Consider the following 25,266-nt stretch of genomic DNA (forward strand, 5'->3'; position numbering starts at 1 on the left):
CTTATAGTGGCTTCAAAAAATCATTACGATTCCTTAGCGCCATTCTACGATACCGTAATCGGTAAAAACAATTCTTCAAAAAAATTCTTACTTAATACTGCGAAAAAATATTTAAAGACAGGTTCAAAAATTCTTGAGCTCGGCTGCGGCACTGCTGAAAATCTTGCAGAGTTCAGCAGCAAATATTCTTTAACTGGTATTGATATTTCCGAAGGCATGCTTAAAGTTGCGTGCAAAAAAATCAAGAAAGCAAAATTTGTTCAGGGAGATATTTCAAACTTCAGTCTTGAGGAAAAGTTTGATATGATTTTTTGCGTGTATGATACAATAAATCATCTGGATAATTTTTATTCATGGATATCACTTTTTAAATGTGTCAGGAATCATTTGAATGAAGGCGGGATTTTTATTTTTGATTTTAATACTTTGTATAAACTGAATATATTATCGCAATCCGATATTTATCCTGAGTTTCCCGGCGAAGATACACTTCTCCTTAATGTAAAAAAAGAAACTAAAAATCTTTTTCATTGGGAGATAAAGTACTTCAAGCATGTTTCAGCGGCAAAATATGAATTAATAAAATCGGTGATTCCTGAATCAGGTTACGAAACCACAAAGATTTTATCTGAAGTAAAAAAGAATTTTACTTTATTAAATACTTATAACGAAAATTTCAAAAAGGCAGCAAAAAATTCTTTAAGAATATTTTGCGTAGTTAAACAAAAATAATCTAATTTTTATTTGTATGAAAAAAATTATAGAGTGTGTCCCTAATATTTCAGAGGGAAGAGATGAAAAAATTATAAATGCATGCGCTGATGCAGTGCGAGCAGTTCCGGGAGTTACACTGCTAGATGTTGACCCGGGCAAATCAACCAACAGAACTGTATTTACATTCGTTGGCGATCCCGATGCAGTAGTAGAAAGTGCGTTTCAGTTTGCAAAGAAGGCATATGAATTAATTGATATGACTAAGCACTCAGGCGAGCATCCGCGTATGGGAGCAGTGGACGTTGTGCCTTTCGTTCCCGTTGCCAATGTTACCACTGAAGAATGTGTTGAGTGCGCAAAAAGATTCGGTGAGCGCGTGGGAAAAGAACTTAACGTTCCTATTTATCTATACGAAGAAGCCTCGAACAATCCCGACAGAAAGATGCTTAAGCAAATCCGTCAGGGTGAGTACGAAGGCATCAAAGACAAAATTTATAAACCCGAGTGGAAACCGGATTTCGGTCCGCAGGAGTTTATTCCCAAATCAGGCGCAACTGTTACAGGCGCAAGATTTTTTTTAATAGCATACAATGTTAATATACTCGGCACAAAAGAGCAGGCGCATAAAATTGCGCTGAATGTCCGCGAGCAGGGAAGAAGCGCTGATGAACCGGGAAGATTGAAAGCCGTCAAGGGTATCGGATGGTATGTTACTGAGTACAACATGGCGCAGGTCTCAATGAATCTTGATAACTATAAAATCACTCCGCCTCATATTGCATTCGAAGAGTGCGCTGCCGATGCAAGAAAAATGCATCTTGCAGTTGCAGGTTCTGAGCTTATCGGACTCATTCCGCTTGAAGCAATGCTCATGGCTGCCGATTATTATATAGAGAAAGAAAATTTATTTTTAGTAGATGAAGCGCAGAAGATAAGATTAGTAATTGAGCGTCTGGGACTTTCATCCATCTCTCCGTTCATTCCTGAAAAAAGAATTATTGAGTACATGATAAAAGAAGAAGGCGCAGAGCCCCTTGCTTCTTTAACAGTAAGAAATTTTGTTGAGCTTGTCGGCGCGCGTACATCTGCACCGGGCGGCGGAAGCGTCTCTGCTCTGATTGCTTCGATGGGTGCAGCGCTTGGAGCAATGGTAGGCTGGATGACTTATGGTAATAAAAAGTTCGAGCATTTAGATGCTACAATGAGAAAACTCATAGGACCGCTTCATTATAAAATGAAAGAGCTTATTCCGTTGATTGATGCCGATACAAATGCATTCAATGATTACATGCTTGCAATGAAAATGCCTAATAAAACTAAAGAAGAGCAAAAAGTGCGTCATGCAAAAATGCAGGAAGGACTGAAGAAAGCTATCACAGTTCCGTTCTCAGTAATGACAATTTCTGATTCGTGCTGGGAATATATGATTAAAATGGCGAAGGATGGGAATATTTCTTCTGCAAGTGATCTGGAAGTCGGTGCTAAATCTCTGGAGACAGGTATATGGGGTGCTTATAAAAATGTTCTTATAAATCTGAACAACATTGATGACGAAGCTTACAAATCTGATATGATTACAAAAGGTGAAGAGATTTTAAAAAATGCAGAGAAAAACTGTAAAAAAGTCTGCTCGATTTTAGAGAAGAGATAGTAAGAGATAGAAAGAAATAAATTAAGCTCTATGTTCCTCTTTGTTTTTTTCTAGTATGGAGTTTACATTTTTCAGAATATCCTGAGACAGGTTTTCAACAAGCTCCAGATCTTTTTTAATTTCATCAAAGCTTTCTGATTTATCGTCTGATATTTTTCTGAAATGATTCATTGAAATTCCCTGAATAGTTACAATAGGCAGTTTCAGTTCTTCACTTATAATTTCAAGAATTTCATTTTTCTTTTTTCTAAGATTATTCAGTTCGTCATTTGCTTTCTGAAGCTCAGTATTTTTTTCCTGTAGAAGTTTTGTTTCTTTTCGTGACTGGTGAATGGTCAGAGCGTTATTAAGCTCTTCCGTTTTCGCCTTATTTTCCTGCAGAATTTTTTTGTGTTCAGAATCAGTAAAAGCTTTAAAGTACACAAATGCATTTTTGGAATCTCCCGAATTTTTATAGCATAGTGAAATCAGCTTCAGGATTTCCGGTCCGCCTTCATCCGAATCTTCCAGTGGGAGAAGCATTTCAAGCGCTTCCGTAAACTTCTTTTTTTCAATAAGCCCTCTGGCTTTTTCCAGTTCAAGATACATAAATTAAAATGTTACTTTGAAAGTTGTTCCTTTGCCGAATTCAGATTCAAATGAAATCTCTCCTCCTGCAAGCTCAGTTAATTTTTTTACGATTGAAAGACCCAGCCCTGTAGAGTTTTCTCCCGCAGTCGGCTTATTGCTAATTCTTGCAAACTTCTGAAATACTCTGCTCTTTTCTTCTTCCTTTATACCAAGTCCGTTATCGGTAATTTCAAAAACTGTTTTTGTATCTGTATTTTTATAATAACTAATTTTCACCTCACTGTCTTTGTGAGAATATTTAAGAGCATTCGAGATTAAATTTATTAATATCTCTTTTATCACCACTGCATCGTTGTTCAATACTTCTGCATTTGCTTCGCCGATCAAATTTACTTTTACGTTTTTTTGTGTTGAGTATGTTTCAAATTCCGATATAATATTTTCCAGCAAGGTCTTCACATTTATTTCTTCGGGATGCAGTGTGATATTTCCCGATTCAATTTTATTTATATCGAGAAGGCTGTCGATTATCTGAAGCATTCTTTGAGATGTAAGAAATATTTTCTCAAATGAGTTTATCTTCTTTTCAGATGCGAGTTTTTCAAAATTTCTTTTAATATTCCCCGCTATCAGAATAATATTTGTGAGAGGATTTTTTAAATCGTGCACTACCACTCCGAGAAAATCATTTTTTTCTTTATCTACTTCTATAAGCTGGCGGTTTATTTCAAACAGCTCTGCATTTTTTTCTTTAAGAATTTCCGATTCCTTTTGGGACTCATGCAGATGACTGACAATTTTTATATTCTCGAGATTCTTTTTGTTAAGTAAGGAAAGATGCTCTATGCGTGTACTTCTGAACAGCTCGTGATAATGCAAGGCTTCATCATATTTTTCAAGTTTCTCATATAACTCGGAAAAATTTGAATACACAGTTATTAAAAGTCTGAACATCCCTTTTTCTCTCAATATTTCAACTGCGCTTTTGTAAAGCCGTATAGCATCATTCGTTCTTCCCAGAAAATGATATGTTTCTCCCATGGCAGTAACACATTCACCGTAAACTCCCCAGTTATTATTTTTTATTGCAAGGTTTACTACGCGCTCAAAACATTCCAGTGCTATATCAAATTTTTTCTGCTTCCAGTACACTGTACCTATAAACATAATAATATAGCAGCTGAGTATTTCATTGTTCAGCCCGTCTGCATTTACATCCTCTGCAATTTTTAAATGAGCAAGCGCTTTATCATACTCTCCTGTGATGGCATACATATTACCGAGATTGCAGTTAGTCACACAAACTCCGTAGTTATCATTTATTTCAGAGGCTATCTCCGATGAAATCTTTACAAATTCGATTGCTTTATTTAAATCATTTAAAATATTCTGATAATAGTTTGCAGCATTGTTATAAAATTTATGCTGAAGGAGCAAATCTTTAACAGCAATGGATTTCTCAAGTCCCCGGAATAAAAACTCGGCCTGTTTTGAAGTATCGCCGATATCTGCATAAGCTTTGGAAAGAATAAGGCAGCAGTATGCCTCACGTTTGCCTTCATTTAATTTAACATATACAGGCAAAGCAGCACTGCAGTACTCAACGGCTTTTTCAGGGGTTTCAAGTTTATCGTAATTATTACCAATGGCGTAGGAGGCGTCGGCGATTCCGCGCTCAAAATTTATTTGTTTGCAGTAGGATAAAATAGATTTTAAAGATTCGTTTGATTCTTTAAGTTTACCGGAGCGGCCCAACTCTCTTGCAGTTTCGATTTGTTGCAGGATATTATCAGTTTCAGCAGTGAACATTAGAACAAATTAACAAAGAATTTCATAAATAAAAATTTAATTGAAACAAATTTCCTAAAAATTGGTTTCAGTAAAAAAGCATATGAAATATTTTAAATTTTTAATAGCACTTTTAATTTTTATTTCAACAGCAAGGGAGTCATATTCGCAGTCTTCATTTGTACCTGGATTATATAATACTGGAATGGACGATTTCAATAATCTCCTCGCCGACGGAGAAACTGACTCGCATTATCTTTTAATAGAAAGCGCCGATATGAATTATCCCGGACCTGATGCAAAAGTGATTTTATCCAACGAGTTTCCCATGGGAAACTGGTATCCGAACGGCGATAAATCAAAATGGATTGCTCCGCGCACAGACGCAGGCAAATGGAATGAAGAAGGAGTTTATATCTACAGATTATATTTTGATCTCACGGGACATGATTTGAACAGCACTGTAATAAAAGGCGGATGGAGCACAGATAACAACGGTGTGGATATTTTGATCAACGGACAAAGCACAGGCTTCGCAACACCGTTTGAAGCATTTAAAGGAGGTTTGTTTCCGTTTGAAATAAAATCAGGATTCGTGCAGGGAGTAAATACACTCGACTTTATAGTAAATAACGGATATGCACCAACAGGTTTACGTGTTGAATTTGCGCCGACGAATAAAACAATTACTCTGAGATAAAGTCTTTATGTTTAGGGAACAAAATTGTAAATCTTTTGTGATTTATCTACCAGAGTAATCAAACATCTCATGTCTATGTTCAGATTAAACTCCTTGAATGTAAGCATATACTCATAAGATTTCACAGCCTTAACAACTGCTGCTCCTTCTCCCATATCAAACTCCCTTGCATCGTACGATTCTTTCACCGTCTTGCCCGGGAAGACAATAGTAAAAGGCGCTCCTCCAATTGTCGGAATAGTTTGAATCGGTACTCTGAATGCGTTTCTTAATGCCGGAAGTTTCATTGAACAAAAATAGAGTGACAGCGCGTCCGGTGCAGGTAATGAAGCTCCGGCAAATGGCACAGACATTGAATTTGAAACTGCAACAGTAAAATCCTGAAGTGAGTTTATACTTATTGTTGCGGGTCCCTGAGATATCATGTAGGACTGAGGAAAACTATAATTAGTAAACGGAATGATATGGTTACGGTAAACATCCGGTGTCTGTGGGTCCGGAAATCCTATCATAACCTCGATGTTTCGAGATTCATAAGGATTAATTATTACCGGATCTTTTATTATCCAGTGTTCTCTGTTGTTATGGTCAAAGTCTTTCAGATAGGGAACTTCTACTCCTCCTGAAACAGGACTGAGATTCATTATACCGCTTTTGAAATGATTTATTTGTTTATTAAATATCCATATATCGGCATATACAGATGATGGAATAGAATTGTAATCTGCGCCGGCATCGATAGCTTTATTATCAATACATCTAATCAGATAAATATACATATCATATTCCATTGTACTGCCGTCCTTTGAAGCATCCGTGGGATTCATATTGTCGCCATACTCACATCCCCATCCTTTAGGCACTACATTAATCTGGGAATAAGAATTACAGTATAGGAAGAAAGAAAAAATAAATAGGGAAATACGCAGATTGTATTTCATATTAAACAATTTAGAGTTATTGAATAATAGTTTCAGGATATTAAAAAAAATGAGATTTAATAACAAATGCATAATTTTGAAAGAATTTTTTATATAACTTTTATTGTATTATCCTATCTTAATTAACAATTTCGATTTATTTTACTATATTGAAATTAAAAATTACGGAGAATAATTTGAAAAAAATAATATGTACTCTCCCCCTCATCCTGCTATTTCTTTCCCTCGTAACACATAATGGATGCAAACAAGAGGACGAAGTAATTACTCCTGTTGTAGATGAAAATGTTGATAAGGAATCGGCTTCGGCAAAGAACATCTCCATGGTAATAAAGTTCTTAACGGACGCTAATTCATTTGGGTGGGCGGAAGCAAATAACATTACTCCTGTCACAAATTTTTGTCCCAATTTATATAATGATTCAGCTCAGGTACCGCATGTTTTAGATGTCGTTTATTCAGCATTTCCGGGATGTGCAGGAATGGATGGGGTAAGAAGAAGCGGGAAATATACGCTTTCATATACTTTGAATTCAGCAGGTGATTCTCTTTATTCAGAAATTTCTTTTAATGATTTCAGAATCTATAAGAATAATGATTTGAGCGATACGGTTATAAGAATTATTGGCGGACTTAAATTTTCTTCCAAAAGAGTCAGCGGTACAAGTTACAGGTTTCATTCAAGCGGAGAAGTATTTCTCCAGACATTATACACCGGTAATAAAGATTTTGTAATCACTTCACTGGAAGGCACAGCTAATCTCAATTCATTATCAGATGTAACGGACGATACATACACTCTTTACGGAACAGGCAATATAGATGACAGCGGAAACAGTGCATCATACGGAATTTCAATCGCTGCTTCAACGCCGCTTTTGTTTAATTCTACATGTAAATATCCTCTGACAGGAACTGCTAATTTTACAAAGGGAGGTGTAACGACGGGCTGTGATTTTTCGCCAAACTCCGGAAGCTGTGATGCAATTGTGAAATTTACCAGAGGTTCTTTCAGCAAGACAGTTGACCTTTCAACAACAAATTTTTAAAATTAAAAAGCCGGGTACTGCAGTTAGCTGTATCCGGCTGTTCTTTTTAAAAATTATTTCACTTATACCAGTGTAAAAAATTCTTCATTATCTAAAAAGTGATGGCGTATTACCTGCGCTCTTACAAGATTTATAAGTGTCCTGCTTGCTCTTCTTTCAGAAATATTTACCAGCCTTTTAAATCCCTTCACGGTTATTTTCTGATTCAATTCCAGATAAGCGAATAAAGCTTTTTCAATATCACCGATGTAAAGCTTAAGAGGAGTTTCCGTATCAACGGAGCTCTTTAAAATTTTCTCTGCTTCCTTAGATGCTATTATACTTTTATCATTGAAGCGGACATAAACTTTGCCGTTCTCATTTTCATCTTCAGAAATTATGCGGTGCGGTTTATTTTTGCTCTCGGGAATTTTTACAACAAGTATATCTTTATTTTTTATGTAAAGAACTTCTGAATCGAATTCAATTTCAGGTTCGCAATAAAATTTGGCAGTGGTGGAGATAAGTTCTATTTCTTCCTTTTCGCTTTCAATGCCGTAGATGGTTTTATCGTCATCTACTCCGAAAAGTATTACCCCGCCTGAAGTATTTGCAAGGGCACAAATTTCTTTAGCAATTTTTTCGGGAGTTGTAAATTTTCTTTTGAATTCTGTCTTTATTCCTTCACCGGCTTCAATTAATTCGTAAAGCTCAATTAAGTACATTTATGTCTGATTCCTTATGTTAATATTTTTATCAAGATAATCCTGAAGTATAATTTGCGCGGAAATGCTGTCTATCATCGACTTATTCTGCCGTTTGCTTTTCTTCATTGAAGAGCTTGCAATGTAGCCCGAAGCCATTTTACTTGTAAATCTTTCATCAAAAATTTCGATTTTTATATCTTCTTTTTTTGATAAAAAAAAACTTTGAAGGCGTTCGATAAAATTATCGACCTCCAAAGTTTGTAAAGTTTTTTCAGACTTAAGATTTAAAGGATAGCCGACGACAATAACATCGGCATCTTCATCCTTTATAAACTTGTATATATTTTCCTGCAATTTACTGTCATTAAGTATCGCGCCTCTTTCAAATGAAAAGCGAAGTGTCTCGTCAGATACGGCAAGACCTACACGTTTAGCACCGAAATCTATTGCGATAACTTTTTTAATAACAGTAAATTTTGATTAAATGTTGCACACACTGCAACAGTTAATCTTTTTTGAAATTATAATATTAGGTAAAAATTTAGCTTAAAGGATTAGCGATTTTCTCTTTAAGGAAATTCTTAAGAATTTTACCCGGTTTGAAATGCATTTTTCTTCTGCCGGGTACAAATACAAATTCGCCGGTTTTAAGATTTCTTGCCTTTGGTTTTGGTTTTGTTTTCTTTACTTCAAAAACACCAAAATCTCTTATTTCAATTCGGATAGTAGGGTCAGCCATCATGATAAGCTCCCTCATTGAATCAAAAAGAGAGTCAACGATGAGTTTTCTCGTTACTCTTCTTCCGATCAATTTTTCTTCCATTTTTAATTCTACATCTTTTCTTGTAAGTGTCTTTACACGGTCAATGTTCCTTTTCTTCGTCTCTTTGATTTCAATGTAAGTCTCTTGTGCCATTTTTTTCTCCTATTGTTTGGTTGAATCTTTTTAAATATAAAAAAGATGAATACAATATTAATGCTGTTGAGACCAGCATTAAATAATACTGAATGCTAAATAGGGCAGATAAATTAAGAGTCGAAATTAAAATTACCACGCCAATACTAAATACGGCAATTTTGCCCGGATAGTTTGACATAAGGGTAATTTTTTTTCGTCCCTTTAATATTAATCCGAAAAGAAGGATTAAGATATCTCTCAATACTACTATCAAAACAAACCATAATGGTATTTTGTTTAGTATCAGGAGAATCAAAACAAGAGTTACTACGGATATTTTATCTGCCAGTGGATCTATTATTTTCCCTAGCTCTGTAACCTGATTTAGCTTTCTCGCCAAAAAGCCGTCTAATAAATCAGTTGCATACATACTTAATAATATTACTATTATTAAGCCTTTGCTTCCTTCATTATCAGTAATCAACAGATAACTTAGGGGAAATAAAAGAATTATCCTAAAAATAGATAAAAAATTTGAAATATAAAATAATTCTTTTAGCATCTATCCACAAGTAAAATTAATGTTTTTTTTAAACAAAATGAATATATAAATTTATTTATTCTTCTTTTAACTCAACTTATAATATTTTAGAATAACAATCAACTATTAACTTACAAAATTTTTCAAATTATTTAAAATAAAATTATATTGTTTTTTCTTTCATTATTAAACGAGTAAATTAAGAAATGGTTTTATTAGAATTCATAAAATCAGGTTAAAAAATAAAAACATTTGCTTCTCAAATTTATTAAGCATTTTTCCTTTTATTGCATTTACTTATTTTAAGTGACAATGGAAAAATGTTTAAACTGCGGAACAAAACTGATGGGTAAGTTTTGTTATCATTGCGGTCAGGAAAAAATTGTTGATGACTCGAATATGAAGGCTCTTCTCAAGGATTTTTTCCGGAACTCATTTCGATGGGAGTCCACATATTTTGCTACTATCAAAAAATTATTTACAGCGCCGGGAATATTTATAAAAAATTATATTGAGGGAAAAAGAAAGCCTTACATAAAGCCCGTAACTTTTTTTATTTTAGTTGTATCGTTTTACATAATAACATTCCATACTTTCAGCGAGAATGATTTCAGCTATATGAGCAGAACTTTCTTAGGTGAAACCTCAAAGGAAATTATAATTCTTGGAGTCTCGGTTGCAGAATTTCAGCATTTTATTACCAATAAAATGAATTACATGATTTTCATTCAGCCGGTTTTTTATGCGTACTTCTTTACACTGTTCTTTAGAAAGCCAAAAATAAAAATTGCCGAAAGCTTCATCTTTTATTTTTATATTATGGGAGCGGGATTTCTGATAGCAGCTCTTTTTATTTTTCTTAGTTTGATAAATTCTAATATATGGAATCTAAGATTCTTTCCTATGGCTGTTTTCGAAATTTATGCAATGATTCAGTTTACTCAGTCAAAAACTGCTTCCGGAATTTTAAAATCTGCTGCGGTATTACTGCTGGGAAGTGTTTCATATATAATTACTGCATCGGCAATCGTAATAGGATATTTAAAATTAACACATTAATATATTTTATAAATCAATTCACAACTCCCATAAAATTTAATGTTATCATTTTCATAAAGCAGAATGGAAAATTGTTTAAACTGCGGTACAGAACTGAACGGGAAATACTGCCATAACTGCGGCCAGCAAAAGATTTCGAAAAGATTTTCGGTAAAATCTTTGTTCCATGATTTTCTTCACAGCTCTTTTCACTGGGAATCTACTCTCATATCTACAATAAAAGAATTGTTAATTTCCCCGGGAAATTTCATGCGAAATTATATAGAGGGTAAAAGAAAATCTTATTCTTCTCCTGTCTCATTTTTTATTCTGACGCTTACTATATTTCTTATACTGTTTCATTTTATCAGTGAAAACTATCTGAACTATATAAACCAGATGGTGATGGGTGAGAGGTCAAACAGCCTTTCAATTTACGGAATGACGGTTCCTGAATTGCAGCATTTAATATCAAGCAAGCTGAATTACTTCATGTTCATATTGCCTCCGGCATTCGGCTTTTCTTTTATACTGTTCTTTCGCAAGACTAAAATAAATTTTGCAGAGTCCCTGGTAATTTCATTTTATGTACTCGGTCAGGGAATGCTGATTTCTTCAGTTCTCATTTTATTTTTAATGATAAGCTTTAAGCTATGGAACCTGAGATTTTTCTTTACGTTCGGATATTATATATATGCAATGATTCAGTTTTCGCGCTCGAATATTCTTCCGGGATTCTTTAAATCGCTTGGTGTGATTATAATTAGCTATTTATTCTATATGTTGACCGTTGTAATTTTAGTGCTGGGCTACTTGAGACTGACTCATTAAAACCCAACTTTCCCCCGATTTTTTGTTACATTTCTCAATTAAACCCCCTCCTTTTCAAGGAGGGGGTTGGGGGTGGTTAAACTACTAAGTGATAAATGGAATATCCAACTTTTTCCCGACTTTTGTGCAAAATAAACTAAACAAATGCCTGCACATTTAATGTTCGTTTTTACTATTTTTACCAAACAAAAAAATGGATAGAATTTATTTTGATAATGCAGCAACTACTCCCGTTGCTCCCGAAGTATTTGAAGCAATGCTTCCCTATATTCAGTTCCAGTTCGGGAACGCTTCTTCAGTGCATCATTTTGGTAAGGGAGTGAAAGTCATCCTGGAAGACACACGCGACCTGGTTGCAGATTTTCTGAAATGCAAGCCGAAGGAAATTTTATTTACATCCGGCGGAACGGAGTCCGATAACTTTGCAATTAAAGGAACGACATTTCATTTTTTAAACTCAGGTAAGAATCATATCATAACAACTTCAATTGAGCACTCAGCTCTGAATGAAAGCGTGAAGTATCTTACTGAGAGATTCGGAACTGAAGTTACTTTTATACGACCTGAACGGGACGGCTCAATCGACCCGCAAAAAGTTCTTGCAGCAGTTACTCCGAAGACACATTTGATTTCAATGATGCATGCGAACAATGAGCTCGGAGTAGTGAACGATATAAAAACAATTGCAGATAATACCGATAGAAACGAAGTTATTTTTCACGCTGATACGGTGCAATCGATAGGGAAGACTCCGTTCAATACAAAAGATTTTAATGTTAACATTGCCTGCATGAGCGGTCATAAAATTTACGGACCTAAAGGCATTGGAGTTATGTATATTAAAGACGGCACTCCTATTGATAAATTAATTCACGGCGGCAAGCAGGAAAGAAATATGCGCGGCGGCACGGAAAACATTGCTGGTATTGTCGGATTGAAAAAGGCTCTTGAAATTTTAATTGCCAGAATGGATGAAGACTTGCAGCACTACAAAGAATTAAAAGGATACTTCAAAGCAAAGCTGAATGAATACTTCCCTGAAGGTGTTCTTATCAATGGAGATTCAGCACATACGTTAGATAATATTATCAATATATCATTTGATCAGAACTACTACGATGTTGATTCAGAAACACTTCTTATAAATCTTGATTTGAAAGGCACCGCCTGTTCAAGCGGCTCTGCATGTACATCGGGCTCTCCGCAGCCATCAAGAATTTTAATGGAGCTGGGACTAGATTACCAGACTGCATTATGCTCGGTAAGAGTTTCCTTCGGAAGAGATAATACTACAGCTGAAATAGATAAGTTCTTTGAGATTGTAAGAAATATTGCTAAGAAGAGAAGCGTGAACTGATTTAAGAATTGTATAGCCACGGCTTTCAAGCCGTGGATAAAAATCATATCCTGAAATTTGGCTTTAGCCAAAAAAAATTGCCCTGAAGGGCATCAATAAAAAAACAAATTATGCCACGCCTTGAAAGGCGTGGCAATTAAAAAGATTAATTTACCTTAACTTTTTTAGTCTCAGCTTCTTCTTCGGAAAACGGCTGGCGCTTTTTGGTTTTACTCAATTGATTGTACACACCTCTGAAAATTCCTGTACTCAGGTAGAACAGACAGAATAAAAATAATCCTTCGCCTTTTGTAACGATACAAATAATAATCCCGACAAAAAGGAAGATAAACTTTACAGGGTATTTCTTTATTGCAGTAAAAGAGACTTTCGGAATGGAGTCATATCTGAACTTGCTTACCATTAATATTGGTAATAAAACTGCAAGCCCTATGATAAACTTCTCACTTAAGTCATAACCGAATAGCTTATTGTGATAGAAGTAAATGTATGAGCAGATAGTCATTGCAGCCATAGGGACAGGAACTCCGCTGAAGTAATCCTTATCAAATCCTACTAACTGTACATTAAATCTTGCTAATCTTATTGCTGCGAACAGAAGAATGAGAGAAGCTAAGAATACTCCCAGGTCTCCGTGGTCTTTGAAATAGATATTATAAATCATGAATGAAGGAGCGGCTCCGAATGAGATAACATCGGAGAGGGAATCGAGTTCTACTCCGAACTTGCTGGCTGACTTTGTAAGTCTTGCAGCTAAGCCGTCAACTGCATCAAAGAGAGCAGCATATACAATGAAAAGAATTGCTTTATCGTAGTTGCCTTGGGCAGAACTTATGATGGACATAAATCCGCAGAAGGCATTAAGGATTGTAAATAAGCTCGGTATAAAGTTACGCGGAATATTAATCATTCAATCGTTCCTTTGGAGTACTAACAAATATATTTGCAATATTGTTTATCATCGATGATTAATCATTTGTTAACAGCTACAACAGTTTCGCCGCCGGTAACCATGTCGTTTAATTTTACTTTTATCTCTGTATCGGGTTTTAATAGAATATCAACACGCGAGCCGAATTTAATCATGCCGAATCTTTCGCCTGCTTTTACGGTATCGCCTTCGTCAAGATCGCATACAATTCTGCGCGCAACGAATCCGGCAATTTGTTTGAACAAGACTTTACGTCCCATTCTGTCTTCGATGCCTATTTCTGTTCGTTCGTTTCTATCGGATGATTTGTGGTCGAATGCTACAAGGTATTCACCTTCGATGTATTTGTAATATTTAACAGTGCCGTTAGTGGGATTTCTGTTTACGTGAACGTTAAGCGGAGAAAGGAAAATGCTTACTTGTTTAAGCGGCTCTCCCTTTGCGTATAAGTTATCTTCTTTATTTATGATGTCTTCGATAACGACAATCTTTCCATCGCCGGGAGCGAGTATCATGCTGTCGTCATAATTTTGGGGAATGCTTCTTTCAGGGTCCCTGAAAAAATAGAAAGTGAATGACATCAGGAATATAACAAGCAAAAGTAAAATGACTTTCACTATGAAAATCGGAACGAATAAAGAACCGCAGAAAATCAGAGCGCATATTATAACCATTTTAAGTACAACGTCTCTGCCGTAGAATGTAATTTTAAACAAACTCTAACCTTTAATTATTGTGAATGGAAACTCGTTTACTTATTTCTTCATATGCTTCTTCAACTTTGCCCATATCAAATCTGAATCTGTCCTTATCCATTTTTTCTCCTGTATGTATATCCCAAAGGCGGCATGTATCGGGAGAAATTTCATCGGCAAGAATTACTTCGCCGTGTTCGTCTCTGCCAAACTCTAGTTTGAAGTCAACAAGGTCAATTCCTCTGTCGTACCAGAATTTTCTCATGAGTTCATTGATATGCAAAGCCATCGAATGAATTGTATCCATCTCTTCTTTTGTGGCAAGCTCAAGCAAATGAATATGCTCAAGTGAAAATAACGGATCGCCGAGAGCGTCATCTTTAAGGTAATATTCTACCAATGGAAACTTAAGCTCTTCGCCTTCGGAGAATCCAAACTTTTTAACCAAGCTGCCGGCAGCAATATTTCTTATAACAACTTCAACCGGAATGATATGAACTTTTTTAACAAGCATTTCATTGTCGCTCAGCTTTTTGACAAAGTGAGTTTTAACGCCGTGTTCAATAAGATAATCAAATATACCTGAGGAGATGCTTGTATTAAGAACCCCTTTGTTTTTTATTTGATCTTTCTTAAGCCCGTTGAATGCAGTTGCATCGTCTTTGAATTCCTGAACGACGAGATTGTGCTCATCCGTTGACCAGATGCGCTTAGCTTTACCTTCGTATAAAAGTTCTTTTTTCATATTGGTTATCCGAATACAAAATTAGGCAAATTTTAGGGATTATACTATGGAAGTATTTAGTAGTTGTAATGAATTTATACAAACAAAAAAGCCCTCAGCATTTCTGTCAAGGGCTTTGTATAATTCCGAATCTTATTGAATATTAGTTATCTTCTATTCCGTTATGGTCGTCATCTTTAATTGCTTTGAAAGATGCCTTAATCTTGTTATCAATATCATTTTGATTTGATACATTAAGCGGGTCTAGATAATCACTTCCGGTCCAGAACCATGTATAAGGCTGAACTTTAAGAGTTATATTAGATTTTGTTGTAGATGTAACTGTAACTGCAGGATTGAAATTAACTTTCTGCTTAGCTGATTTTGATGAACGGTAAATGAACGGTACTAAATTGAATTTACCATACACTACAACTGAATATCTTCCGCCGCCGAATGAAAATGCAGTGTCGATCCCGATTGTTTCACTGTCTTCAAGCTTATGGATTTCAAACATTACTTTATTGTACGTTCCTGTAGGAATGTAAGCAGTGGTAATAACGTTGACGCTTGAATTGAGATTAAGCTTTAATACAAAAGGACCTGTTTTGAAGTTAACTGAATCGTCTGATGCAGAGGAAACATTAAGCTTAATATCTTTTAAAAGTATTTTGACTGAGTCTAATACTAAAGCATTTGCTGTTGGATTATCAGATACTCCCGGTGAGCTCATCATGCTCACATCAAGATTATCTGACTGGGGTGCTACTACATCGTCGCTTTTGCAGCCGGCGATTATCGTTAAAGTTACGAATGCGCAAATAAGCGATAGTACTTTAAAAGATTCATTAAATCTCTTCATGTTTATTTTGGTTTAGTTTAATCTGTACTGAATTACAGTACAGTCCTTGAACAAGTATATTCAAACAATGTTCCATTAAATAAGGATATCAGCCCTAATAATAAATTATTGTTAATATTGCATTTATCACTTTATCTTAAATAATAAAAATATAGTAATACAATATATTCATTTAACATTTTGTAAATATATAGATAACAAAGAGCGCTTATTACATAATCTGTCACAAGACTGACATATTGTCGCACTAATTACTATTTTTAGCTTAACAGCGTCCCCTTACTTTAAAAGAAGGGGACGAAGGAATCTAAATTTACTTACCTGTTCAAATCATCTCTGTTGTTGTCTTTTCTTATCTGCTCGTTTCTTATTTGTTCTTCTCTTAGTCTGTCGTTTCTTACTTGTTCATCTCTGTATTTATTGCGTTTGTTCTTACCGCTTAGCATTACTGCAGCGACTATAATTATAAGCGCAAGCAATCCTAATGCTATCCACAATAAATTAGATGAAGGCTCTGCAACTTTTCTCGGCAATCCCTTAACAACAAAAACTTTTGTAATAGCAGGCGCTTCCTGTGTTGTTCCGTCTTTATTTACCTTCTGATATTTTACAGTCAGTCTCAGTCTGTATTCACCTTCTGTATTCGGATGCATCATCCATTCCCATCTTGCGTCACCGTTATCTCCGATAACCTTCGTCTTGCTTTCTGAGCGCGGATTAATTGTGAATCCCGAATTGCTTCCGTCTAAGCTTAGGTCAACAGTTACCGATGAGTTCACTACTCCCGTTCTCATTCCGTATGTTCCCAGCACAATCGAGTCAAGCGTTGAGTTTACATTTCCGTTTCTGTTATCATATTGTATAGTGTTATTCTTTGTAATTTCCACGTATGCAAGAAAATCATTTCCGACTGTTAGTGTGTCAGGAAAATACGAAAGCATTGCGCTCTTGCGTTCCATCTCGCCGGTGTTTTTATCTTCTTCAATCGGCTTTGCATTTTGCTCATTTCCTTTCCCGCTGTTTCTCGGATTGTTAGGATTGTTCGGTACTTTTACAGGCGGTTCTTTAGGATTTACTTCAAGGTTCCATGCGCTCAGCTTCTGCTGCATCGCGCTGTATCTTCCTGCAAACTCAGGCAGGCTGCGGACTCTTGAGCCGCTGATACTGTTAAAGCTTCTTTTTGCTTCATCGTAAGAGCCCATCCTTCTGCTAATCATCTTTTCTACTGATTCAAAATTCTTTCTGTACTCGGCTATCTCTGCTTTTGAAATTGAGTCGGCTGATATGCCGTCTTTTACTATTGCAAACGAATTGTTTGATGTTGCATTTGATGTCTCATTTTTTGAAACCGCTAATTCTGATATAACAAATGTGACTGCGCAAATGAACATTGCTAATAGAATATTCCTGATAATTTTATAGTGCTGCATAACATTGTATTTAATTTATAAAAACGTAGAATGCATTTTACGCACTCCTTCAGATGTCATACAAGCAAATGTCAGTCCAATGTAATGGTTAAGAAACGCTTGAAATTCGGCTTTTTTTGATGTTTTCAATAATAATTAATGACAGACTTGTCATAGCGGGTAAGTGATGGCGGAGAAAGGGGTAAATATCTGAAAAAACCATAGGCAAAACTTACGCCCCCTCGTAAGTTTTGGGTAAATATATGTTATATCAGTATATATTTAGAAAGATAAGTTCTTTAACTTTGTTTTTACAGTAATATATGTCCTTGCCTATTAGTAGTAATAGGAGTTTGAGTTTGTTAATATTATTCAAAAAAAATGAGCTTTTCCAATACGACTAAAGCATTCACTTACATCTTGCAATTTGCTCCCGCTAGCTCGACGGTCGTAGAAAGAAATTGAGAACGCGTTAGCATTTACCTAATTGTTATATTTAGAGTCAAACACTACTGTTTGCCAGCCGGGCTGTCCAAATTTCCATTCACCTGCCCCGCATTCGTCTCCTTGCGCTGCTGTTGAACTTTTAAAATCAAGACCTGCCTGTACAGATGCACTTCCTGTTATTATCATTTCAGATTCAACTCTGAACCCTGTAGCATTATTAGGTATCGATATTCTCGGTTCGTTCCACCAATGCCATACTTTGTTATTAATATAGCTTGGATGAAATACTAAGTTTCCTGAAGAATTAATATTTGCATAGGTAGTCATCGGGCTGTGATAATCATATCTGCCTTGCAGAAAAAAAGGATACCTGTAAAAAAGACCTCCATCATAAAAAGTACTTCCGGGAGTATATGTGTAGTTCTGAAGAAGAGTTGGAGTGGATGAATTACCTAAGTAGGCATACACTCTTATATTTTTTACCTCCACAGTACTTTCAGAAGAAGAACCATGATCCTGCAATGCCTGAAACCAGGCTTGCATATAAGGTTTATCAGGAGGAGGCAAAGGATTTATAACAGTTCTCCTTCCATGAGCTGCTTCAGGTTGTACTCTTTCATCAGGGCTGACAGGAGTTAATCCCGAAGGCGCAGGTGTTCCATCGGAATTTAATTTAAATATTATATCAGAGCCACGCTGACCATTATCAATTGCATACTGGTAGTTTAACGAAACACCGTTAATTTTTACATCTGCGTAAGCTATCCCTCCTCCGCCGTTAACCCAAACCGAATCTAAGTTATAAAAATCAGGCGGTACAGTAGTATTCTGAACAGCAAATTTAATACTCATTTTATTGGTGCCTGTTACATTATTATAGGTGTATTTAAAAGTGTTTGTGCCCGGCTGCCAGATATTATGAGTAGCCCAGCCGTCAATAGTAGAATTTATTTGTATTCGGTATGGAGTAAAATAAAGAAAGTTAATTGTTACTTCCGCCTCATTTGAAACAGGGTCAATATTGTTATCTAATCTTTCGCATGAAATAAAACTTACTAATATAAAAAACGGAAATAAATATTTAGAAGTAATACTTAAAATAATTTTCATACCAGTTAATTTATTTCAGTAAGATAAATATTTATTATTGGTTATTCCAATACTCTGTTCAAAATACGGAATTTTCTACCCCATAGGCAAGTATTCAATCATTGTATATTTAAAGGAGTTTTAGAAAAGAGTTTGGTTACTTTAATTATAAATTTTTCTCGTTCTGATAATCCGGCTTCGGAACGTTAAATTATCCTATGAAACTTCGTTTCATTATTCTTTTTGGCTTGAACCAAAAAGAATCAAAAAGTTCAAGGCTCTATAAATTTTCCCTAAAAATTACTCCGAAAGTCTGCTCGAAAAGAACTCGTTCCGATTTGTCAATCGGAACTCAAACAGCTTTTCTCGCGACGACTGTTCTCGTAATTTTTTTAACGGAAAAATTTATAATGCCGTTTTGTAACAGTGTTGCATTATTGCCACATTTTATATCTCATTCCTCGTTCCGATGTGGCACATCCCGCTTTAGCGGGGCTCCGGCGTTTGAACGTGCATTTTATCTATGAAACTTTGTTTCATTGTTCTTTTTGTCTTGATACCCCGCATCATGTGAGGGATTGTTCTCCCCCTTAACAAGGGGGAGTTAGAGGGGGTTTAATGCAGAATAGATTTTCATAACCTTCGCCAGACCACCCCTAACCCCTCCTTTAGAAGGAGGGGGACTGAGGGGGCGGTTTAAAAGTCGCATTATTGTCACATTTTCAGTAACCCCATCCTTTAGGATGGGGTTTACCAAATGGAAAATGCGCCCTTTAGGGCTAAAGTTTTGTTAACCACCCCCTGCCCCCTCCTTATCAAGGAGGGGGATTTGTCGACGAGTGTGTTAATCCCCACCCTGAAGGGTGGGGTTACTGAAAATCATTTTTGCTTTAATGTTACATTGTAACATTATTGTCAAATTTTATTTTTCATCCCCAAATTTTTTTCAATCTTGATGAATTTTTGACGGGTTTTTGAAAAATTAGTGTTGTTAAAACAATACAGAAATTTTTAGAAATCCGTCAGTAGTCCTCTTTCCTCCTCATTCCCAACTGCCTGTCCCGCTTTAGCGGGATCTTCGTTGGGAATGTAAACTCAGAATGGCTTCCTAACGGGGACGTTGGGAAGCAGAAGCAATCAGGAAAACTGAACCCCCGGATTTGCATTCGCAAAATAATTATTGGTGAGAAAATTATAAATATATTCCTGCCCATTACTACTAATAGGTAAAAATATTTTTATTTTGCTTGACAGATGATGGCGTGCAACACAAATACGTCCTCTTAGGTAATGCAACTATCTCGATTTTATTTTTTCTTTTATATAATTTTAAAATTTAACAATATTCATACCTAAAATGCCCCAGCCAGGTTACATTTACATCTTAATAAATCCAACTTTAAATGGATTAGTAAAAATAGGAAAAACTTCAAAGACATCTGAAGAAAGAGCAAAAGAACTTTCTTCAGCCACTGGTGTTCCAACTCAATTTATGGTCGCTTATGACGAATTTTTTGAAGATATAGATTTAGCAGAAAATCACGTTCATGAAGTTTTAAAAAATATGGGACATCATGTATTTCCCAATAAAGAATTTTTTGATATTGCGTTAAAAGATGCTATAGGAATATTAAATGAGACTAAAAAATACTATAATACACTTATGAGCAAAATGGAATCTAAAAATATTTTTGAAGGCGAAGATTACGATGTATCTCCTTTTGAAAGTATTTTGGAAGAAGCATATAGATATAAATTAGGAAGTGATGAATATTTTCAAGATGACTTTAAAGCCTTTGACCTTTTTCTAAAAGCATACAATCTAGGTTCAGGGGAAGCATGCGTTTGGATAGCTGAATCTAAATTCTATGGGGAAGGTTGTTCTAAAAATGAAAGAGAAGCTTTTGAGTATCTTAGAGAAGGAGTAAAAAGAGGAGAAATAAAATGTTATGTTATTATGGAAAAATACTATACTGAATTAGGACAAATCGAAAATGCGGGAAAATGTTTAAAACTATTATTTGATACAATAAAAGGTAAAGATGATGTTGATAGTTTAATGGCTATTCGTTACTATTTTGATGAACAAATAGAAAGCAAAAAAGAAATAAAGTTCATTGAAGAAATAATCTCATATATCCCCAAGTTAGTTTCACTTTATGAATATTCAATTGAAAATTATAGTAACAATTTATATGGAATTAGCGATACTGAAAAGTCTCAACTAATAAAGAAATGCAAAGATAAGATAACTATATTAAATAATTTGTAACTAATTTCAAACATGGTAGGATTGTTGGTAAGAAGACCAACAAGTGCAAAAATATTAACGAATTTACTATATGTAAAATTGTGCTGTAACTCCATCAACTAAATCATCATATGTTATTATTTCAACGTTTTTAAAGTCAGCTACAATATCTCTCCACTCCTCGTTAGTAAAATCCCATCTTCTTCCCACAACTAGAATTCTTTTAGGTTTGTGTACTTTAAATCCATATTTATCCTCAAACCATTTACGGTTATTGGGATCATCAAAATATGATTCATAAGCACGTGTTTGGGAAATATAAGATTGTATTTCGGCAGAAAAAGTTTCTCTGTTAGCTCGTCCTGTTATAGTTTTTGATTTTAAATAAGGAAGCTTAAATTCTATTATATTTGCAAATCCATTTGGTCCTACAATGAAAAAATCTGGTTTTATTGAAGGTTTAATTTCGCTTTGCCATTCACATAATAATTGAGCACGAATTTTTTTTCCAAAAAAAGCCATTGAGAGTATAAACAAATTTTCACTTTGTTCTAAAAAAGTGGTTATCATAGGTTCAGTTGTGTTCTTATCACCACATAACTCTATGAATCTATTAATTTGTGGAAGTTTGGAATATTTATACTCATTTCGTTCAGGTAAAGGGTAAATATAGTGAGTATCACCTTCAACGAAAGTTTCATAAGGGTTTAGATCAATAGCTAATGTATCGTAATCTGGATTTGAATCATCATACTTAATTGGTATAAAATCTATCCATTTAATTTGACGAGTCTTTAATCCATTTGAATCGGCATCAAAAAACAAACCATTTATTATTCTACAAAATTTATTTTCAGGAATAAAATATTTACCCCCATTCATTGAAAGAATAAAATTTTGTGCATCAAAATTCCATCCAAGTTCCAGTAATTTTGTCATACCTTCGTTTGTAGGAATTACTAAATCTTCAACTATTCCCATCAACGGAAATTCTATTTCATCCCGAGTACTAACAAACTTGAATCCAACAATTTGATCAAAAAAATTATTCTCCGTTTGAGTGTAATCAAAATAAACAAGATCGAATTTGTTTTCATCTTGTAATTCATCGAGCGTTTCTTTTCCAAAATACTCTAGAGCTATGTGTGTCTTACCAAAATATAAAACAATTTTTTCTGGTTTTAATAAAAATCCTGTAACGGTTTTAATTAAAGTAGGGTCAGCTTTTACTAATTGATAAATTTTTGACCAATAAATTTCTAGCAAAGACTGTGCAACCATTTTTGAATATGGGCTAAAACTATTTTCGATTTTATCTTTATCCATAATTTTAAATGAAATTAATATACTCATTCCTCTTTGTTTTCTCAATCTCATATCCTAATTACAAATTTTCCTAACCAATAGGCAAGTAGTACAATTATGAATTCTGAATTATGAATTATAAATTGCAAAAACTCCTATCTGAATTACATTGAACTTCTTTCCCCCTATCTGTAATTTTAATCCCTTAATAAATAACCATTACAAAAGACAATAATAATTGATGAAAGACGACAATTTTGATAACGACTCATTACAAGATTCATTAAATGAGCAAACGATGGAAGAAACCCAGGAGCAAAGTGACGACAGTAACGTTCAGGACTCTCCCGGCACAAGCTTTCAAACCAGTACATCAAACGAAAAAGACAACCTTTCGCTTATTCCCGAAACGCTTCCCGTACTTCCTTTAAAGGATATAGTCGTATTTCCGTACATGATATTCCCTATACTTGCAGGGCGCGACTCCACTATAAAAGCGATTAACTTTTCGCTGGAGTCTCATAAATACATTCTGCTTGTTACGCAGGTAGATGAAAAAATAGAGGAGCCGACTTTTGAAAATCTTTACAAGACGGGAACAGTCGCGAAAATATTACAGGTGCTGCGCCTGCCTAACGGACTTATAAAAGTGCTCGTTGACGGCATCGCTCCGGCTACGATAGAGAAGTTCTCCAATGCAGAGTATATCTCGGCAACTGTCGGCGTGAAGATGACGGAATACACTGAAGATAATGAGCTTACGGCGCTGGTGCGACGCGCATCTACGCTGTTCCATCAGTACGTGCAGTCGAACAGGAATCTTCCGCAGGAATCTACAATTGCATTCGATAACATAAAGGAAGCGGACAGAAAGCTTTACTACATTGCCTCGGCAATTAATATCGATACACAGAAGAAGCAGCAGATACTTGAAATTGAGGACTTGCATAAGCAGTACTTTGAGATTATTTACATGATGAGCTCGGAGATGGAAATTATGAACGTGGAAAAAGATATCGACGCGAAGATATACAACGCCATGCAGAAGAATCAGAGGAAGTTTATTGTTCAGGAACAAATAAGGATTTTACAAGATGAGCTTGGCAGCGAGACAGAGACTGACCCGGAAATGATAAAGCTGAAGGACGACCTGGAGAAATCGGGTATATACGGCACAGCAAAAGAAAAGGCGATGGAGGAATTTGCAAAGCTAAAGAAGATTCCGCAGATGTCACCGGATTTTTCCGTAATAAGAAATTATCTGGACTGGATGGCATCAGTGCCGTGGGTGCAGAAGACTGACGATAACTTTGACCTGGACAACGCAAAGAAAATTTTAGATGAAGACCATTACGGACTTGATAAGCCGAAGGACAGAGTGCTTGACCTTCTTGCAGTACTGAAGCAGCTAAGAGATAAAAATATAATCAAGCCGCCTAAGGGGCAGATATTGTGTTTCGTAGGGCCTCCGGGAGTCGGGAAGACATCGCTCGGCCGCTCAATTGCGCGCGCGCTTAACAGAAAGTTTGTGAGAATTTCCGTCGGCGGTGTGAGAGATGAAGCGGAGATACGCGGTCACAGAAGGACTTACATCGGCGCATTGCCGGGCAAGATAATCCAGGCGATGAAAAAGGCAGGAACTATAAATCCCGTAATATTGATTGACGAGATAGATAAAATGAGCAGTGATTTCCGCGGCGACCCGTCATCGGCGATGCTGGAGGTGCTTGACCCGGAACAGAATCAGACGTTCAATGACCATTACTTAGATGTAGATTACGATTTATCGCAGGTATTGTTTATAACGACTGCAAACGTGCAGTATCAGATCCCGCTGCCTTTGCAGGACAGAATGGAAACGATAGAAATGCGCAGCTATTTAGACTTTGAAAAGCTGCAGATTGCGAAGAGACATATAATTCCGAAAGAGATTGAAGAGCACGGACTTGAGCCGAAGCAGGTTGAATTCCCCGATGATATGATTTTGAGAGTGATAAGAGATTACACAAGAGAGGCAGGGGTGAGAAATCTTGAGCGTGAGCTTTCTACTATAATAAGAAAAGTTACGCGTAAAGTAGTAATGGACAAAAAGAAGTCCAATAAGCCTGTTAAGATTACTGACGAGCTTATAAATGAATATCTTGGAGTAACGAAGTTCAGAAATAAAGCTCAGGATGAAAAAGTAAAGACACGCATCGGAAGTATTACAGGACTTGCATGGACGTCAGTCGGCGGTGATGTATTGTACATAGACGTAACTGTAATGAAAGGAACTCCATCTAAGCTTACGCTTACGGGACAGCTGGGAGACGTGATGAAGGAATCGGTAAGCGCAGGATTTTCATACATAAAAGCAAATGCAGCGAAGTTTAAAATCCCTGCAACTTGGTTCAAAGATAAAGAGATACATATTCACTTGCCTGAGGGAGCGATTCCAAAGGACGGTCCGTCAGCAGGAATTACGATGATAATGGCAATGCTATCTGCCATCACAAAAATGCCGGCGAAGACAGACGTTGCTATGACAGGTGAGATTACACTGAGAGGCAATGTGCTTGCAATCGGAGGACTAAATGAAAAACTGCTTGCTGCTTTAAGAAGCGGAATAAAGACGGTGTTGATTCCTAAGGAGAATGAGAAGGATTTGATTGAAATTTCAGATGAGATAAAATCGAAGCTGACTATTATTCCTGTAGAGAAAGTTGAAGAAGGATTTAAGTATGTGTTTGGAACTTCGAAGATTTTATTTAAAAAATAAAATTTTTAATGTAGAATTATGAATTCAGAAT

General features: G+C 35.7%; 23 protein-coding genes. 9 read left to right on the top strand and 14 right to left on the bottom strand.

Features of this window, described 5'->3' with window-relative positions; all coding sequences use genetic code 11:
* Nucleotides 1-6 precede the first annotated feature (6 nt).
* Both JST55_11620 and ftcD read left to right on the top strand, forming a co-directional pair.
* Nucleotides 7-732: a class I SAM-dependent methyltransferase gene (locus JST55_11620; protein MBS1494155.1), complete on the top strand. Its 726-nt coding sequence runs from the start codon at nt 7-9 to the stop codon at nt 730-732.
* A gap of 16 nt (nt 733-748) precedes the next feature.
* Nucleotides 749-2,365, top strand: a complete 1,617-nt coding sequence (gene ftcD, locus JST55_11625; GenBank protein ID MBS1494156.1) for a glutamate formimidoyltransferase — start codon at nt 749-751, stop codon at nt 2,363-2,365.
* Between the two features lie 21 nt (nt 2,366-2,386).
* On the opposite strand, the gene JST55_11630 is transcribed toward ftcD, so the two are convergent.
* Together JST55_11630 and JST55_11635 are read right to left on the bottom strand one after the other, a co-directional pair.
* On the bottom strand, nt 2,387-2,953 hold the full coding sequence (locus JST55_11630) for a HAMP domain-containing histidine kinase (GenBank protein MBS1494157.1): 567 nt from the start codon (nt 2,951-2,953) through the stop codon (nt 2,387-2,389).
* A 3-nt stretch (nt 2,954-2,956) separates the two neighbouring features.
* Nucleotides 2,957-4,744 carry a tetratricopeptide repeat-containing sensor histidine kinase gene (locus tag JST55_11635; protein MBS1494158.1) on the bottom strand — a complete coding sequence of 596 codons (1,788 nt, stop codon included), beginning with the start codon at nt 4,742-4,744 and terminating at the stop codon, nt 2,957-2,959.
* An 82-nt stretch (nt 4,745-4,826) separates the two neighbouring features.
* Here JST55_11635 and JST55_11640 point away from each other — a divergent pair, with 82 nt between their 5' ends.
* A complete protein-coding gene (locus JST55_11640) occupies nt 4,827-5,423 on the top strand; it encodes a hypothetical protein (protein ID MBS1494159.1) in 597 nt (198 codons plus the stop codon).
* Nucleotides 5,424-5,434: 11 nt separating this feature from the next.
* Here the strand turns inward: JST55_11640 and JST55_11645 are convergent, their stop codons facing one another.
* The gene (locus JST55_11645) at nt 5,435-6,286 is read right to left on the bottom strand and encodes a hypothetical protein (protein MBS1494160.1); all 852 of its coding nucleotides are present in this window, start codon (nt 6,284-6,286) and stop codon (nt 5,435-5,437) included.
* Between the two features lie 254 nt (nt 6,287-6,540).
* On the opposite strand from JST55_11645, the gene JST55_11650 reads away from it, so the two are divergent.
* Nucleotides 6,541-7,413 carry a hypothetical protein gene (locus JST55_11650; protein MBS1494161.1) on the top strand — a complete coding sequence of 291 codons (873 nt, stop codon included), beginning with the start codon at nt 6,541-6,543 and terminating at the stop codon, nt 7,411-7,413.
* 62 nt (nt 7,414-7,475) lie between these two features.
* Here JST55_11650 and JST55_11655 read toward each other — a convergent pair whose 3' ends face one another.
* From JST55_11655 to JST55_11670, 4 genes are all read right to left on the bottom strand, one after another.
* Nucleotides 7,476-8,117, bottom strand: a complete 642-nt coding sequence (locus JST55_11655; protein MBS1494162.1) for an ATP-binding protein — start codon at nt 8,115-8,117, stop codon at nt 7,476-7,478.
* Nucleotides 8,118-8,564 (bottom strand): Holliday junction resolvase RuvX, encoded by a 447-nt coding sequence (gene ruvX / locus JST55_11660; GenBank protein ID MBS1494163.1) that lies wholly within the window; start codon nt 8,562-8,564, stop codon nt 8,118-8,120.
* Nucleotides 8,565-8,640: 76 nt separating this feature from the next.
* Nucleotides 8,641-8,922, bottom strand: a complete 282-nt coding sequence (locus tag JST55_11665) for an HU family DNA-binding protein (GenBank protein ID MBS1494164.1) — start codon at nt 8,920-8,922, stop codon at nt 8,641-8,643.
* 70 nt (nt 8,923-8,992) lie between these two features.
* Nucleotides 8,993-9,559, bottom strand: a complete 567-nt coding sequence (locus tag JST55_11670; GenBank protein MBS1494165.1) for a CDP-alcohol phosphatidyltransferase family protein — start codon at nt 9,557-9,559, stop codon at nt 8,993-8,995.
* Nucleotides 9,560-9,850: 291 nt separating this feature from the next.
* Here JST55_11670 and JST55_11675 point away from each other — a divergent pair, with 291 nt between their 5' ends.
* The 3 genes from JST55_11675 to JST55_11685 all read left to right on the top strand — a co-directional run bounded on the left by JST55_11675 (nt 9,851) and on the right by JST55_11685 (nt 12,764).
* Nucleotides 9,851-10,597 (top strand): DUF3667 domain-containing protein, encoded by a 747-nt coding sequence (locus JST55_11675; protein ID MBS1494166.1) that lies wholly within the window; start codon nt 9,851-9,853, stop codon nt 10,595-10,597.
* Between the two features lie 63 nt (nt 10,598-10,660).
* Complete coding sequence (locus tag JST55_11680) at nt 10,661-11,407, top strand: DUF3667 domain-containing protein (GenBank protein ID MBS1494167.1); 747 nt, start codon at nt 10,661-10,663, stop codon at nt 11,405-11,407.
* A gap of 193 nt (nt 11,408-11,600) precedes the next feature.
* The gene (locus tag JST55_11685) at nt 11,601-12,764 is read left to right on the top strand and encodes a cysteine desulfurase (GenBank protein ID MBS1494168.1); all 1,164 of its coding nucleotides are present in this window, start codon (nt 11,601-11,603) and stop codon (nt 12,762-12,764) included.
* A gap of 145 nt (nt 12,765-12,909) precedes the next feature.
* On the opposite strand, the gene pssA is transcribed toward JST55_11685, so the two are convergent.
* From pssA to JST55_11715, 6 genes are all read right to left on the bottom strand, one after another.
* Nucleotides 12,910-13,674, bottom strand: coding sequence for a CDP-diacylglycerol--serine O-phosphatidyltransferase (gene pssA / locus JST55_11690; GenBank protein ID MBS1494169.1), 765 nt, complete (start codon nt 13,672-13,674; stop codon nt 12,910-12,912).
* A 62-nt stretch (nt 13,675-13,736) separates the two neighbouring features.
* A complete protein-coding gene (locus tag JST55_11695; GenBank protein MBS1494170.1) occupies nt 13,737-14,411 on the bottom strand; it encodes a phosphatidylserine decarboxylase family protein in 675 nt (224 codons plus the stop codon).
* A 10-nt stretch (nt 14,412-14,421) separates the two neighbouring features.
* Entirely contained in the window at nt 14,422-15,135 is a 714-nt protein-coding gene (locus JST55_11700) for a phosphoribosylaminoimidazolesuccinocarboxamide synthase (GenBank protein MBS1494171.1), read from the bottom strand.
* Nucleotides 15,136-15,277: 142 nt separating this feature from the next.
* Entirely contained in the window at nt 15,278-15,976 is a 699-nt protein-coding gene (locus JST55_11705) for a hypothetical protein (GenBank protein ID MBS1494172.1), read from the bottom strand.
* A 317-nt stretch (nt 15,977-16,293) separates the two neighbouring features.
* Nucleotides 16,294-17,406, bottom strand: a complete 1,113-nt coding sequence (locus tag JST55_11710; GenBank protein MBS1494173.1) for a hypothetical protein — start codon at nt 17,404-17,406, stop codon at nt 16,294-16,296.
* Nucleotides 17,407-17,868: 462 nt separating this feature from the next.
* Complete coding sequence (locus tag JST55_11715; GenBank protein MBS1494174.1) at nt 17,869-18,942, bottom strand: hypothetical protein; 1,074 nt, start codon at nt 18,940-18,942, stop codon at nt 17,869-17,871.
* 1,336 nt (nt 18,943-20,278) lie between these two features.
* Between JST55_11715 and JST55_11720 the strand changes: the two genes are divergently transcribed.
* Nucleotides 20,279-21,193 (top strand): GIY-YIG nuclease family protein, encoded by a 915-nt coding sequence (locus tag JST55_11720; protein ID MBS1494175.1) that lies wholly within the window; start codon nt 20,279-20,281, stop codon nt 21,191-21,193.
* Between the two features lie 66 nt (nt 21,194-21,259).
* Here JST55_11720 and JST55_11725 read toward each other — a convergent pair whose 3' ends face one another.
* Nucleotides 21,260-22,498 carry a DUF4263 domain-containing protein gene (locus JST55_11725; GenBank protein ID MBS1494176.1) on the bottom strand — a complete coding sequence of 413 codons (1,239 nt, stop codon included), beginning with the start codon at nt 22,496-22,498 and terminating at the stop codon, nt 21,260-21,262.
* A gap of 277 nt (nt 22,499-22,775) precedes the next feature.
* On the opposite strand from JST55_11725, the gene lon reads away from it, so the two are divergent.
* Nucleotides 22,776-25,235, top strand: coding sequence for an endopeptidase La (gene lon, locus JST55_11730; protein MBS1494177.1), 2,460 nt, complete (start codon nt 22,776-22,778; stop codon nt 25,233-25,235).
* Nucleotides 25,236-25,266 lie beyond the last annotated feature (31 nt).

The organism is Bacteroidota bacterium, from assembly GCA_018266835.1.
Taxonomy (GTDB): Bacteria; Bacteroidota; Ignavibacteria; order Tepidaquicellales; family Tepidaquicellaceae; genus JAFDZO01.

Bases quoted from the DNA above. Each gene is read 5' to 3' on its own strand.
- JST55_11640 (MBS1494159.1), top strand. From the start codon at position 4,827: ATGAAATATTTTAAATTTTTAATAGCACTTTTAATTTTTATTTCAACA.
- JST55_11715 (MBS1494174.1), bottom strand. From the start codon at position 18,942: ATGAAAATTATTTTAAGTATTACTTCTAAATATTTATTTCCGTTTTTT.
- JST55_11635 (MBS1494158.1), bottom strand. From the start codon at position 4,744: ATGTTCACTGCTGAAACTGATAATATCCTGCAACAAATCGAAACTGCA.
- ftcD (MBS1494156.1), top strand. From the start codon at position 749: ATGAAAAAAATTATAGAGTGTGTCCCTAATATTTCAGAGGGAAGAGAT.
- JST55_11710 (MBS1494173.1), bottom strand. From the start codon at position 17,406: ATGCAGCACTATAAAATTATCAGGAATATTCTATTAGCAATGTTCATT.
- JST55_11670 (MBS1494165.1), bottom strand. From the start codon at position 9,559: ATGCTAAAAGAATTATTTTATATTTCAAATTTTTTATCTATTTTTAGG.
- JST55_11685 (MBS1494168.1), top strand. From the start codon at position 11,601: ATGGATAGAATTTATTTTGATAATGCAGCAACTACTCCCGTTGCTCCC.
- JST55_11665 (MBS1494164.1), bottom strand. From the start codon at position 8,922: ATGGAAGAAAAATTGATCGGAAGAAGAGTAACGAGAAAACTCATCGTT.
- pssA (MBS1494169.1), bottom strand. From the start codon at position 13,674: ATGATTAATATTCCGCGTAACTTTATACCGAGCTTATTTACAATCCTT.
- JST55_11655 (MBS1494162.1), bottom strand. From the start codon at position 8,117: ATGTACTTAATTGAGCTTTACGAATTAATTGAAGCCGGTGAAGGAATA.
- JST55_11630 (MBS1494157.1), bottom strand. From the start codon at position 2,953: ATGTATCTTGAACTGGAAAAAGCCAGAGGGCTTATTGAAAAAAAGAAG.
- lon (MBS1494177.1), top strand. From the start codon at position 22,776: ATGGAAGAAACCCAGGAGCAAAGTGACGACAGTAACGTTCAGGACTCT.
- JST55_11720 (MBS1494175.1), top strand. From the start codon at position 20,279: ATGCCCCAGCCAGGTTACATTTACATCTTAATAAATCCAACTTTAAAT.
- JST55_11675 (MBS1494166.1), top strand. From the start codon at position 9,851: ATGGAAAAATGTTTAAACTGCGGAACAAAACTGATGGGTAAGTTTTGT.
- JST55_11725 (MBS1494176.1), bottom strand. From the start codon at position 22,498: ATGGATAAAGATAAAATCGAAAATAGTTTTAGCCCATATTCAAAAATG.
- JST55_11700 (MBS1494171.1), bottom strand. From the start codon at position 15,135: ATGAAAAAAGAACTTTTATACGAAGGTAAAGCTAAGCGCATCTGGTCA.
- JST55_11705 (MBS1494172.1), bottom strand. From the start codon at position 15,976: ATGAAGAGATTTAATGAATCTTTTAAAGTACTATCGCTTATTTGCGCA.
- JST55_11680 (MBS1494167.1), top strand. From the start codon at position 10,661: ATGGAAAATTGTTTAAACTGCGGTACAGAACTGAACGGGAAATACTGC.